We start from the raw sequence: 12924 nt of genomic DNA on the forward strand, positions 1-12924 counted from the left end.
GTTGAAGGGAAGACGGGACGCCCCGGGCCGCGTGCAGCGACGCCGCCGGGGCGGACGTATGGCCTCAACCGGTGACCGCCCGGCGAGTTGCGCATTTTGTGGTGAAGTTAATCTGCATCATCACGATTGGCCTCGCTGCGTGCAACGCGTCGCCGCATCGACCGTTGGTGAGTGAGTAAGGCGTCGCCCAATATCCCGAGGTTGCTGTTTCATGTTTACCGAACGCTTTTTGCGCGACAAGCGCGGCGCAAGCCTCACTGCCGAGGAGCGCTCGCGGATTGAAGGGTCGATCAGCGAAGTCAAAACCATCGCGCCGCGCAAGATCATCGCGCGCGCCGGCGAGCCACTCCACGAAAGCACCTTGCTCGTCGAGGGAGTCATGTCGCGCTATCTCGACGATCGCCAAGGCCTCCGCCAGCTCGTCGCGATCCACCTGCCAGGCGATTTTCTCGACCTCCACGCCTTTCCGCTCAAGGTTCTCGATCATGACGTGGCGACGCTGACATCCGCTACCGTTGCCACGATTCCACATGCCGAGCTCGAGGCGATCACCCAGGATATGCCCGAACTGACGCGTAAACTGTGGTTCGCGACCCTTCTCGACGCCGCGATCCATCGCGCCTGGCTGTTCCGGCTCGGGCGTCTAGACGCGACCGGTCGCATCGCGCATTTTCTATGCGAGACCAACGCACGGCTTTTCTCGGCGGGACTAAGCGACGGGCGCCGGTTCGCGCTCGCCCTGACGCAGGCCGACCTCGGCGAAATCTGCGGCCTGACCACGGTCCATGTGAACCGCGTGATGCGGCAGCTGCGCGAGGAGGGACTTTGTTCCTTTCGCGCCTCGCTCGTCGAGATTCCCGATCCCGTGGCGCTCGCGGCACGCGGCCAATTCAATCCCGCCTATCTGTATATGGAAACCATTCCCGATTTTCTGTCGAGCGTGAAAAGGCCGCGATCATGAAGCCAGACACAGCCGGGCAGCAGCCCGAAACCCAACCCGGTATCGCCACCGCCGAAGGCGGCCTTGTCTTTCTCGACGGACCGGACGGGGTTGCGGCGACGATGACCGCGGACGCGGCCGCCCGGACCGGGCAGAGCTTGATCAATGCTGCCGCGGTCGCGGCAGGGCAGCAGGTCTCCGCCGAGGCCTGAGCGTGGCGTCAAGCCGCGGTCAGGGTTTTTCGGGGGCAGTGCCGGGTAACTCCGCTGATTGGACCAACGGAGCGGCACGCTCCGCGGCCCCACAGGATGCACGACCCGGCAGCATGCACGACCCCGCAGGATGATTGCGGCCGACGCCGCCATGATCGCCGCGATGATGACCATCGCTCACCTTGCTGCTCGTAATACGGGCGAAGCCTTTTTGCTGTCTCGATCGGGTTGATTTGCAGGTTGTCAGTCGGCCTATCGTCGGGGCAGACTCAGCTGCCGCGACGAACCCCTTTTTCGCTGTCTTCAACCTCGTCGCCATTTGCTTGTGGCACGGGCGGCAGCATGCGCGTGCCGATGAACAAGGCGCACGCCTTTGTCTCAGCCAGCGAGTGCGGGCACCGCGGCGGAGCGGCTCCTCGCGGCAACCTCGGGAACCGCATCGCGCCAGAATATCCTGGCCATTGTCCGCGTTGCCAGCTGATAGGCGAGCACCGATTCGGCGCCGCTGTTGCGATTGACCCCGCGCGGCGTCAGCCCGTCGAGGCAGCGCCCCGTTTTGGGGTCTCCCAGAGCGATGCCGCGATCATTGGCGCCAAGAAACCAGGCATAGGCGGTCTCCGCATGGGCGCGCCACGCGGCGCTTCCTGTCGCTTCGAAAGCCGTCGCGCAGGCATCGATCGTCGCCCAGGCTTCGAGCGGCTGCTGGTCGAACGGCAGGCTCTCGCCGGGACGGGCGAAACTGTCCGACCCCACCGGCCGGAAATGGCCCTCGCGGGCGGTCTGGAAATCGGCGAGCCAGTCGAGTGCGGCAAGACCGGCATCCTCCAACGGGAGCGAACGGAGCCGTTGGCCGGCGCGGATCAGTGCCTCTGCCAGACGGGCATTGTCGTAAGCAAGGCCCGCTTCGAACCAGTCCCAGCCTGGCCGGCGCGCCGCTTTCCACAGCGCACCCAGAAACGCGCCGCCGCGCTCGACGATCGCGCCGGCGGCGACATTGTCCGGCTCATCGACGAGCCGCGCATCGGCGCCGAGGACCGCGAACGCGATAGCACGCGGACTCTGGAAACGCCCGGCCATCGGTGCGGCGAGATCGAACAGGCCCGCTGCCCAATCGCGCATGGCAGGTGCGAAGGCATGCGCCGCCGCGTGACCGAGCGCCCACAGCGTGCGGCCATTGCTGTCTTCGGATCCTTCGTCTTCGAGCCAGCGGCGGTCATAGCCCATGAAATTGCGAAACACGCCGCGGTCAGGGTTCCAGCCATGTTGGAGAAAACTCGCGAAGGACATTGCGCGCGATTGCGCCAGCTCCTGCGCGCGCGGCGACAGACGATGCACGAGCATCAAGGCGCGGGCGTTGTCGTCGATACAATAGCCGTGCCGCCGATCGGGAACGAGGTGGATGCTATGCTGAAACATGCCGACATCGTCGCACAGCGCCCATGCGGCCTCGATTGCGGGTATATTGCGCGTGCTGCCGAGCGGCTCGGGCAAGGTGACGCTCTCGACCAAGGCTGCGCAGGCGCGCGCAATGACGCTCCAGGCGGTGCGGCGTCCCCGCGCATAGGCGCGGCGCTGAAACGCCTGGCGTTCGTTCGGAACCGCGAGCAGCAGGAGGACCGCTTCGGCAATCGCCTCGCTGTCGGTACCGGGAAGCAGGATGCCGACATCGTCGGCGAGCAGTTCGCGCGCGTGGACAAAAGGTGTCGAGACGACGGCGCGGCCGAGCGCCACCGCATAGGCGAGGGTGCCCGACGTGATCTGGTGCAAATTGGGGTAGGGGGCGAGATAGATGTCGCAAAGCTCGATCTGGTCGAGCAACGCCTCGGTGTCGAGGAAACGATTCTCCCATGCGATATGGTCAGCGACACCGAGACTCTCGGCAAGCCGTTGGAGGCTTTCGCGATAGGCTTCGCCTTCGGCGGCAACAAGATTGGGGTGGGTCGCGCCGACGATCCGGTAGAGGGTGTCGGGATATTGGGCAACGATGGTGGGTAGCGCCCGGATCGCCGCTTCCAGACCCTTGCCGGGGCCAATCAGGCCGAAGGTGGAGATCACGGGACGGTCCGCGATCCCAAGCTGCTCACGCAGCGGCGCGATGTCGACAAACGGCCGGTCGGGCGTCCCATGCTCGATATGGACGATCTGGTCGGCGCTTGCGCCATAGACGGCGCGCAAGGTCTCGCGGCCATAATCGCTCATGACCACAAGTTTGCTGGCGCGGGCCACCAGCCGGTCCATCACCCGGCGCTGGTCGGCACTGGGTTCAGCGAGGATGGTATGCAGCGTGACGATCAGCGGCGCGGCCACGCGATCGACAAGTTCGAATATCATCTCGCCGGCGGCGCCGCCGAAGATGCCGAACTCATGTTGAAGCCAGACGGCTTGAGCGCCGCTGGCGTTAATCGCCTCCGCGGCGGCGCGGTAATGGTCCGGGGCCTGTTCGTCGATCGCGAGCGCAACCTGGCCGTCCATAGCGGGGTCGGTCCGGCTGCGCATCGCATAGACGTCGATCGTCAGGTCGGGCCGAGCGGCGCGCAGATGATCATGAGTGTCGGCGGTGAAGGTTGCGATCCCGCATTGGCGCGGGCGGAAGCACCCGATGAGGGCAAGCCTGGGCCTCTTGTGGCTCGGCGATCCCTCGCGAGGACAAGGCAATGCCTCGCGAGGGCAAATCGCACCGGCGGATGAAGAAGACAGATCTTCGGGAGACGCATCGCGGAAGTACCGGTCATCATTATCGTGCTTCATATCCATCCTCATCATCCAAGCAAAAGGCGCCTGCTATCCACCCCGCGTGCACGCGCGCGGGTCCGCCGACGGTCGTTCCGCCGCACTAGCGAGCAGATTGAGAGTATGGCCGAGCAACGCGCCGCGCGGCTCCGGGTTGCAGTGCAACATCGCGTGACGCGGGATTTTCGCGCCGAATTAACCCAGGTTATATCGATTCAGCGGGATCGGCTGAAAAGCCCGGCATCGCCGTTCCGACATGCCGTCGGCCGTGGGGTAAATTGGGTGACGGACGCCATTCGGCCCCAGGCTTGGGGGAACTATCGCACCGCGCATGCGTCCCTTTCCCATCGGCTGCGCAGCTGACCTTTATTCCTCAACACCAGAACGGTGCCGGCAGCCGGCATCCGCTCGGCAATATACGCCCGTCGTATCGCGGGCGAGGAGATCATTATGCGCAACTTCGCTGACGTTTTCACGGACCCATTAGCAGGTCGCCGCACAACCGATCCGCTCGTCGTGGCCGCCATGGGAGCCGGGCTGGCTTGCGCCGGGATTGGCTATGCGCTCTGGCGCCGGCGGCAAGCTGCCGCGGCGGACCGCCGCGACGACGACATTGCGACCGATGCGCCCCACTGGACCCTTGATAAGCCGTCAACGCGGGCACTGTTCGGCAAGTCGGTCCTGATCAATCGCCCCCGCGAGACATTGTTCGAGGCGTGGCAGGTCGAGCGCTTTCCCGAATTTATGGAAAATGTCGTCGCGGTCGAGGCAATGGGCGGCGGCACCGCGCGGTGGACCATCAAGGGTCCGCTCGGACGCGACGTCCATCTGGTCAACAGCATCACCGAGAGTATCGAGAATGCCTCGATCAGTTGGCAGAGCGAACCCGAGAGCGACATCGCGAACAGCGGCCAAGTGCGTTTCGTCGATGCCCCGGCCGGTCGCGGGACTTATGTCACGCTGATCCTCGCCTATGACCCGCCCGGCGGAAAGCTTGGCCGGATGGGTGCCAAATTGCTCCAGCGCGAACCCGAGGTGCAGGCGCGCCGGGACCTTCACCGCTTCAAGCAGCTGATGGAAACCGGCGAGGTGACGAGCAACGCCTCGCCATCGGCGCGCCCGTCGGAATCCCCCATCGAACCCCATATCTGAGGAACAGTCCATGCGTGCAGTTACCTGGCAAGGCCGCCATAAGATCAGCGTCGAGACTGTCCCCGATCCTGAAATCGTCAATCCTCGCGATGCCATTCTTCGCGTTACCTCGACCGCGATCTGCGGGTCGGACCTTCATCTCTACGACGGCTATATTCCCGGCATGCGCGCCGGCGACATTGTCGGTCACGAGTTTATGGGAGAGGTGGTCGAGGTCGGCTCGGGATCGACCCTTAAAAAAGGGCAGCGCGTCGTCGTTCCCTTCACGATCAGCTGCGGCTCCTGTTTTTTCTGCGAGAAGCAGCAATTTAGCGCATGCGACAACAGCAATCCGTCTGAAACGCGCGATGCATCGGAGCTGCTGATGGGCCATGCGATGGGCGCGGCCTTTGGCTACGCCCATCTGACCGGCGGCTATGCCGGCGGGCAGGCGGACTTCGTCCGGGTACCCTATTCGGACGTCGGCCCGGTCATCATTCCCGATGACCTGCCTGACGATGACGTGCTGTTTCTGTCGGATATTCTGCCCACCGGCTGGCACGCTGCGGTCAACGCCGACATCGAGCCTGGCGATACCGTCGCGATATGGGGCTGCGGACCCGTCGGGCTGTTCACGATCCAGTCGGCGTTGTTGCTCGGCGCGGGACGCGTGATCGCAATCGATCATTTCCCGGCACGCCTCCGGCTTGCGAAGCAGCTCGGCGCAGAGATCCTTGACTATACCCAGGTCGATGTCCGCGAAGCGCTGAACGAGATGACCGGTGGCATCGGACCGGACGCCTGCATCGACTGCGTTGGCATGGAAAGCCATGGCTTTACCCCCGACAACATCCTCGATCAGGTCAAAGCCCAGATATATTCGGTGACCGAGCGTCCGCATGCGCTGCGGCAAGCGATCCTCGCATGCCGCAAGGGCGGACGGGTCTCGATCCCGGGTGTCTACGGGGGTTTCGCCGACAAATTTCCATTGGGTCAGTTGATGGAGAAGGGGCTGACGGTGAAGAGCGGCCAGACGCCGGTGCAAAAATATAGCGGCGCGCTGCTGACGATGATCCAGGACGGCAAGTTCGACACGACCTCGCTTGTCTCGCATCATGCTTCGCTCGAGGATGCTGCCGACATGTACCGTCACTGGCACGGCGAGCAGAATGACTACACCAAGATCATCTTGAAGCCCGGCCTTGAAAAAGGCGCGATCCGGACGCGCAACGAGATCGCGCATGTCGATGCGTAAACTCGCCCTCATCACCGGCGCGTCGAGCGGTATCGGCCGCGACATCGCCCGGCTCGCTGTCGCCGACGGTTATGATCTCATCATTGCTGCCGACGAGCCACTCATCGAAGTCGCCGCCGGGCTGAGCGGCGAGGGCGTCGATATTCAGGCAGTCGAAGCGGACCTCGCAACCCCTGGCGGGATCGCAGAACTGCTGGCCGCGGCGTCGGGGCGGCCGATCGACGTCCTTGTCGCCAACGCGGGCCATGGCCTTGGCCACGGCTTTCTCGATCAAAACGTCGCCGCATGGCGCCACGTCATCGACACCAACATCACCGGCACCTTGCTGCTGCTGCAGCCGGTGCTCAAGCACATGGTGGCGCGCGGGCAAGGCAAGGTGCTGATCACCGGGTCGGTTGCCGGTCATCTCGCAGGCTCGTTCCAGGCGGTCTATAATGGCACCAAGGCGTTCATCGACAGCTTTGCCGCCGCGATCGGCAACGAGCTCAAGCATAGCGGCGTGACGATCACCTGTCTGAAACCGGGCGCAACCGACACCAATTTCTTTGCCCGCGCGGGCATGCTCGACACCAAGGTCGGACAGGCGAAGAAGGATGACCCCGCGGACGTCGCGATCACGGGCTGGGAAGCGATGAAGAATGGCGAGCATTCGGTCGTCCATGGTCTCAAGAACAAGGTGCAGGTGCTCGCTTCGGGCATCCTGAGTGAGGCGACCACCGCAGAGATGCACCGCAAGCAGGCCGAACCCGGCTCGAGCGGTAGCAACTGATCGGAAGAGAGATGTCGCGATGACCGCACAAAAGCTCTCGACGATCGCCGTGGAAAAGCCTTGGGGCGTCGATGTTCTTCCCCCGCCTTTTTCGGCGATATCCGACAAGCGGATCGGAGAAATCTGGTTCGACCCGCCTGCCGACTGCCCGCTGCTCGCCAAATTTCTGTTCACGAGCGAACGCCTGTCGATCCAGGTGCACCCGGACGATGAGGAAGCGCGGGCTCGGGGTGCGCCGGTCGGCAAGGAAGAATGCTGGTATATTGTGGCCGCCGAGCCGGGTGCCAGGCTCGGCATTGGCACAATCCGTCCCCTCGGCGCTGCCGAGCTCCAAGCCGCGGCGCTGTCGGGTGCGATCGAGGCGCTTGTCGAATGGCATCCGGTGAAACCGGGAATGTTCTTTCACATTCCGCCGGGCACGGTTCACGCGATCGGCGGCGGCATCGCGCTCGTCGAGATTCAGCAGAAGAGCGACATCACCTATCGGCTTTACGACTATGGACGCCCGCGCGAACTCCATCTTGGCGACGGCACCACAGTCGCATGCGCGAAGCCCATGCCCGCCTCGCTACAAAGCGTGCCATCGCCGGATCACAGCAACCTGCTCCTCGCTGGGACACATTTTTGTGCGGCCTATGTCGCCGGCAACGACCTCGCCCCCATAGCCGGGGCACGCGGCCCGCTGCTGATTGTCCCGCTGCGCGGCCGCGTCGAAGCCGATGGCATTGCGGCTGTCGCAGGCGAATGCTTGTGGGGCGCGCGGGTCGGGTCGATTGCCCCCGATCGCGATGCGCGTTTTCTCGTTGCCTGGCACGGCGCGGCGCCGCCGAACTGAGCGGTTCGCCGTCTCATCCGCATCGCCTGCCCTGAAAAGGGAACGACGGTCCACGGCCAGCGTTTGAGCTTGTCCTTGCCCGGCGCACCGCGCGCACCCTATAAGACCGCAAGCAAGGCAAGAAAGGTCGCCGTCGTTCATGCTCATTTGCCGACCGGATCAATCGCCTCTCCGCATTCTCCATGAAAAATTGACCGCGGACCCGAGCCGTGTCGTGCTGCGGCCGTTTCACTTGGCATGGCAGTCCAATGTCTCCGAGCCGCCGCGTGCAGCGCAGCTCGTCACCGACGTTCTGGGATTGGACGAGGATCAAGCGGAACTGGAACTGGGTTTGATCTGGAAGGATTTTTCCGAACGGCACTGGCAGATCGGCAAGATTTTCGACGATCGCTACGCTGAGATAGCGGAAGATCTCTCGCTCCAAGATGAGGCAGTTTCGTCGCTGAAGAAACGCCTGATCGGCGCCTATTTCTGTCATGAATACAGCTATGCCGCGGCGGCACTGATGAACCCGAGTATCGTTCCGCACCCCGATCAGAGCGGCATCGACGCAGACCAGTTACGTTTTGTCATGTCGATGCGGGCTGTCGGAGAAGGACATATTTCCTCGGTCGCGTTTCGTGAAGGCATCGTCGGCCCCGGCTCGGAATTCCTGCTGGGGCCGCAGTCGGGGCCCGCCATGGCGGCGGTCGCGGATGATCGCCACAACTTGCGTCCGGACGAACCCGTCCTCGTCCACCGTCAGCCGGACAGCACCATTTCGAACAGCGTGTTGTTCCCGATAACCGAGGCGCAGCGTAACGGCTTGGAAGATTTGCGGCTCGTTCAGTTCGTTCATGACGACGGCAAAACCGAATATATCGGCACGTACACGGCCTATTCCGGGCGTGAGATCCGGTCGGAAATCATGCGGACCAAGGATTTCGGGAGCTTCTGCCTCGAGCCGCTTTCGGGACGTGCCGCGCGGCATAAGGGGATGGCGCTCTTTCCTCGCCGCATCGACGGTCGTTACCGGATGATCGCCCGTCAGGACGGAAAAAATATCACGATCCTGTCTTCCGACGAATTGACCCACTGGGATGACGAGGGGGACGTCTTGTTGCGTCCGGAATTCCCCTGGGAGTTTGTCCAGATGGGCAATTGCGGCAGCCCGATCGAATGCGATGCCGGCTGGATCGTGCTGACGCACGGTGTCGGCGCCATGCGCAAATATAGTCTCGGCGCTGCGCTGCTTGATCGCGACGATCCCTCGCAGGTGCTCGCGCGAACCTCCTGTCCGATCCTGTCGGCGGCCGAAAGCGACCGCGAGGGATATGTCCCGAACGTCGTTTACACCTGTGGAGCGGTGCGCGTCGATGATCGCCTCTTCATTCCCTATGGCATATCGGACAGCGCTATCGGCTTTGCGATAACCAGCATTGATGCCCTGATCGCGGCGATGGATTGACGGGCCGGCGGGCAGGGGCGCGGCACGAGGAGGGAATGCATATGATCCCGCGCGAGCATCAACCACCGTCCGGTGCATTTGATGCGGAAGGCCAGCGACATGTTCTCGAACGCAGCCGCAAGACGCGCTGACGCGCTCTTGCGGCTGCGAGCCTGCGCCGACAATGCGACCCGGGCGCGGGGCGAACGGCGACCAGCCTCTCGGAATTTCTGGACGCGATCCTGCTTAAGGCCGGATTGACAGTTTCCAGCTTAGCGCGACGCGCCAGCCCTGGTCGAAGCCGGCCACGGGTTGTTTCCAGGCATCGGCGAGTTCCACACCGATCGTTGCATGGTCGGCGTAGGCGAGACGAACACCGCCACCCCAACTGCCAAGCTGGTACCCGAGGCGCGGGTTTGTTTGCCGTGCGAGCAGGGTAACGTCGGCATAATCGACGAAACCGTAAATTTCGCTGGGCGCGAAACGTCCTTCGCGTAAAGGCCGCGCAGCGATTTCGGCAAAGCCGGCAGCGCCGCGGTCTCCTGCGACGAGCCCGTCGTCGAACGCACGGCCGAACGTCGCGCCCCCGACGTTGAAGCGCTGCGCAGCCGGTAGGCGGTCGCGCGTCCAGCGGCCCGTCGCGGCGACGCGCAGCACCATCGCCTTGCCGATCGCCTGGTTCGCTTCGAGCGTGACATCACCAAAAAGAAACCCACGCTCGCCGACCCCGACGGGAACGTCGGCACCCCAGATATCAAGTCCCTTCGCGACGCCAAGCCGCGTGCTGACGGTCGTGCGTGCTTCGGTCATCCGAAACAGGACATTGCCGCCCGCGGTCCAGGTCTTTTCGGCCGCGACCGTTGAACCGAACACCGCGTTCGTGGAGTCGAGGTGATCGAGCCGTACCGCGAGGCTGAGATTGCGGCGCGTGCTGCGAACCAGCGGATGGGTGACGCCAAAGCCTGCGCTCCAGGCATCGCCATCGATTGCGAGCCCAGCCGGGCGGGTTCGCAGGGCGGCAGCGGACAGTTCCGCGCGCGTGCCGCCCGCGCCAATCGCTGTCGAATGCGCGCCCGCAACATAGAGCAATGATCTGAAATTGAGCGCCGCCGCGCCGCTGAGTCGTGTCTCGTCGCCGCTGCGCAGCAAGCTGGATGCCCTCGCGTTGGCCTCGATGATCCCGTCCCGCACAAACGGGGTGGTGCGCGTCGAAAAGCCCAGACCCAACGTCGGCTTCTTGGCATCGATTTCAAGGTTCAGCGCGACTGCACCGGGTTCACCGGTCAATGACAGGGCAGGTGTTACCTTCACTCCCGGAATGTCGCCGATATTACCGAGCGCGCGTTCGAACCGGCTGCGCGGCAGCGGGTTCTGACCCGGCAACCTGTCCGCCATGCGTGCAATCAGCGCGGCTGGACCTCCTTGCGTTTCTCCGCTCAGCGTCACCTTACTGATATAGCCTTCCGCCGAGGCGACCTCGACGACCCCGTCCGACATATCCTGTTCGGGAATGACGAGCGTGTAGAGCGCCACGCTCGACCGATTGTAAGCGCGCGTCATCGCCGCAGCGAGCTTGGCCAGATTGTCGGCCGAGGCTTTCCTGCCGACAAAGCGCTGAGCTGCCTTTGCCACATTCGATGGAACCCCGGCACCGGTAAAACGTATCTCGGTGATCGTGATGTCGGGCCGCGCGCCGAGCGCGACGGTCCCCAGCTCAAGCGTTGCTCGCTGCGGATCGGGGAGGGGGTCCCGGCGTTCTGTCGAAGGCGAAAGCGGCGGTCGACCGTCGATCGATGTCGTCGCAGGCTGGGCCGCCGAGGCCGCGGCGGGAAGGAGCAAAGTTGCCCCAACCACCGCCGCGACGCAGACGGGATGCGGTCGCATCAGCGGATCTCGCACCATCGGCGGTCAGTTGCCGCCCTTGGGCTTCAGGCCGCCGAGCACACCGCCGACCGTACCCGTCACACCCTGTACGACCCCGCCAACCGCACCGCCGCTGGCGTTTCCGGTTCCGGTGTCATTGCCGACCTGGCTCAAGCCTCCGGTGACGGTGGTGACAACATTGTTCACCAGCGCGCCAGGCGCTCCGACGGCCGGCGAGGTCGTGCTGCCTCCGGTCAACCCGCTACCGAGCAAATTGCCCGAGCCATTACCAAGCGTCACGAGCTGTCCGCCCGATCCGACGCCCACGGTGAGCAACGAGCCGGTCTGCTGCCCCGGGGATAACAGGCTTGCCCCGATCAGCGGCGAAACGCCGGGCGATCCGATGGCCGTCGCTTTGCCGATCGTGGCATTGATCAGCTGGCCGGGGGCGGCGGTAAGCCCATCGACCAGATATTGCTGGCCGTTACCGGTCTGGACGAGCGCGATGCCAGTGCTTTTAACGACGCCCAATACGGTCCCGACAAGGTTGGAATTGCCAGGAATCTTGCCGTCGACCGCGCTCGCCAGCAGCAAGCCTTTGTCTGCGACGACATTGACGAGGCTTCCCGTCTTGGTCAGCACGCCGCCAATCACTGGATTGCCATTGGCCAGGTCGCCGGTGTTGGCGAGCAGGCCGGTGCCGGCGACGCCGCCGGGGCCGACAAGGCCGCCGACCGCGAGTGCCCCCGCATTGCCGAGGCCGACGCCGTTTCCGGCAGCTCCAGCGGGGCCAGCGGGACCCGCGGGCCCAGTTGCTCCGGCCGGACCGGCAGGACCGGCAGGACCGGCAGGACCGACGGTCCCCGAGGCGCCGACCGCGCCGACGCGGTAGTTGCCGGACGATTCGCATGCGACAAGTGCAAGGCACGCGGGAATCATCGATAGTGATGTGAGAGTGGCACGGAACGAACGCATGATGCATCTCCTCTAAGGAAAAGAAGCGGTCCCCGGAAATGCGACGATCAACGCGAAGATTCGTTCCACGATTTCATATAGTTAAAACTCAATAACCGTTTGCAATAACCATTGTAAATCCGAGCCGTGGCAGCGTTTCCCGCTATATTGTTCACCCTGCAATTAACTCTCTTTTTCGCGGCCCGAGCCTGCAGGATTGGGAGTTCCTGTCGCATTACGGCATTCGAGCAGGCAACGCGGCGAGCAGAAAAGCGGTCAGGAACGAGCCGCCCGACGTTGGCCAAGGCCTGCATTGTGACCGGTTCGCCGGACTGTCGCCGCGCAGCGAGCGGACGCGCGACAGACTAGCGATCACGACGCGCGCTTAGGTGCAGCTGCCCGGGGCGCCCATGGCGCCACCGTGGTAGTTAATGGGGCTATATTGGGGATGCAGGGCTGGCTAGAGAAACGCGGCCAAAAGGAGCGCGCACTGGCGGCGGCAGGCGCCGCCAGAGGTCGCGCGCTGGTCTTGTTGCCGTGCAGGCGCGCTTGGCGGCCTTGTCTTGACGCCGCGGGCGCGCTCGCCTTCGCGCGGGTAACGGCGCTTCGCGCCGTTCCGGCCATAGCCAGGCTATGGCCAACCCGGCGCAGGCGGCCGCACGCCGCCGCGCCTGCGGTCCGCCAAGGGCGCCGTCTTCTTCGCTCTGCGGGCGGACGCCATGAATAGGCGTTTCGGTCGCCGTTGGCGCGACCGGTGGCACGCGCCGGACAGGGCGCGCGACGGGCGCTGTTGGCGTGGTCGGCGTCCT

10 protein-coding genes are annotated in these 12924 nt (G+C 64.3%); 7 read left to right on the forward strand and 3 right to left on the reverse strand.

Annotated elements, in window-relative coordinates:
- Window positions 1-211: 211 nt before the first annotated feature.
- Both HEQ22_RS04450 and HEQ22_RS04455 read left to right on the forward strand, forming a co-directional pair.
- Window positions 212-961, forward strand: a complete 750-nt coding sequence (locus HEQ22_RS04450; protein ID WP_432769995.1) for a Crp/Fnr family transcriptional regulator — start codon at window positions 212-214, stop codon at window positions 959-961.
- Complete coding sequence (locus HEQ22_RS04455) at window positions 958-1152, forward strand: hypothetical protein (RefSeq protein WP_432769996.1); 195 nt, start codon at window positions 958-960, stop codon at window positions 1150-1152. The genes HEQ22_RS04450 and HEQ22_RS04455 overlap by 4 nt, the downstream gene beginning before the upstream one ends.
- 378 nt (window positions 1153-1530) lie before the next feature.
- On the opposite strand, the gene HEQ22_RS04460 is transcribed toward HEQ22_RS04455, so the two are convergent.
- The gene (locus tag HEQ22_RS04460) at window positions 1531-3648 is read right to left on the reverse strand and encodes a glycosyltransferase (protein ID WP_432769997.1); all 2118 of its coding nucleotides are present in this window, start codon (window positions 3646-3648) and stop codon (window positions 1531-1533) included.
- A gap of 759 nt (window positions 3649-4407) precedes the next feature.
- Here HEQ22_RS04460 and HEQ22_RS04465 point away from each other — a divergent pair.
- From HEQ22_RS04465 to HEQ22_RS04485, 5 genes are all read left to right on the forward strand, one after another.
- Window positions 4408-5034: an SRPBCC family protein gene (locus tag HEQ22_RS04465; protein ID WP_432770939.1), complete on the forward strand. Its 627-nt coding sequence runs from the start codon at window positions 4408-4410 to the stop codon at window positions 5032-5034.
- A gap of 10 nt (window positions 5035-5044) precedes the next feature.
- On the forward strand, window positions 5045-6268 hold the full coding sequence (locus HEQ22_RS04470; protein ID WP_432769998.1) for a zinc-dependent alcohol dehydrogenase: 1224 nt from the start codon (window positions 5045-5047) through the stop codon (window positions 6266-6268).
- A complete protein-coding gene (locus tag HEQ22_RS04475; protein WP_432769999.1) occupies window positions 6255-7037 on the forward strand; it encodes an SDR family NAD(P)-dependent oxidoreductase in 783 nt (260 codons plus the stop codon). The genes HEQ22_RS04470 and HEQ22_RS04475 overlap by 14 nt, the downstream gene beginning before the upstream one ends.
- Window positions 6973-7872 carry a class I mannose-6-phosphate isomerase gene (locus tag HEQ22_RS04480; RefSeq protein ID WP_432770000.1) on the forward strand — a complete coding sequence of 300 codons (900 nt, stop codon included), beginning with the start codon at window positions 6973-6975 and terminating at the stop codon, window positions 7870-7872. Before HEQ22_RS04475 ends, HEQ22_RS04480 begins: the two co-directional genes overlap by 65 nt.
- 190 nt (window positions 7873-8062) lie before the next feature.
- Window positions 8063-9319, forward strand: coding sequence for a glycoside hydrolase family 130 protein (locus HEQ22_RS04485; RefSeq protein WP_432770001.1), 1257 nt, complete (start codon window positions 8063-8065; stop codon window positions 9317-9319).
- Between the two features lie 225 nt (window positions 9320-9544).
- Here HEQ22_RS04485 and HEQ22_RS04490 read toward each other — a convergent pair whose 3' ends face one another.
- Both HEQ22_RS04490 and HEQ22_RS04495 read right to left on the reverse strand, forming a co-directional pair.
- Window positions 9545-10930 (reverse strand): ShlB/FhaC/HecB family hemolysin secretion/activation protein, encoded by a 1386-nt coding sequence (locus HEQ22_RS04490; protein ID WP_432770002.1) that lies wholly within the window; start codon window positions 10928-10930, stop codon window positions 9545-9547.
- Between the two features lie 276 nt (window positions 10931-11206).
- On the reverse strand, window positions 11207-12136 hold the full coding sequence (locus tag HEQ22_RS04495; RefSeq protein WP_432770003.1) for a hypothetical protein: 930 nt from the start codon (window positions 12134-12136) through the stop codon (window positions 11207-11209).
- Window positions 12137-12924: the final 788 nt, after the last annotated feature.

The organism is Sphingopyxis sp. (assembly GCF_050916055.1).
Classification (GTDB): domain Bacteria; phylum Pseudomonadota; class Alphaproteobacteria; order Sphingomonadales; family Sphingomonadaceae; genus Sphingopyxis.

Coding starts and splice junctions, on each gene's coding strand:
- HEQ22_RS04450 (WP_432769995.1), top strand. CDS start 212: ATGTTTACCGAACGCTTTTTGCGCGACAAGCGCGGCGCAAGCCTCACT.
- HEQ22_RS04455 (WP_432769996.1), top strand. CDS start 958: ATGAAGCCAGACACAGCCGGGCAGCAGCCCGAAACCCAACCCGGTATC.
- HEQ22_RS04460 (WP_432769997.1), bottom strand. CDS start 3,648: ATGCGCAGCCGGACCGACCCCGCTATGGACGGCCAGGTTGCGCTCGCG.
- HEQ22_RS04465 (WP_432770939.1), top strand. CDS start 4,408: ATGGGAGCCGGGCTGGCTTGCGCCGGGATTGGCTATGCGCTCTGGCGC.
- HEQ22_RS04470 (WP_432769998.1), top strand. CDS start 5,045: ATGCGTGCAGTTACCTGGCAAGGCCGCCATAAGATCAGCGTCGAGACT.
- HEQ22_RS04475 (WP_432769999.1), top strand. CDS start 6,255: ATGTCGATGCGTAAACTCGCCCTCATCACCGGCGCGTCGAGCGGTATC.
- HEQ22_RS04495 (WP_432770003.1), bottom strand. CDS start 12,136: ATGCGTTCGTTCCGTGCCACTCTCACATCACTATCGATGATTCCCGCG.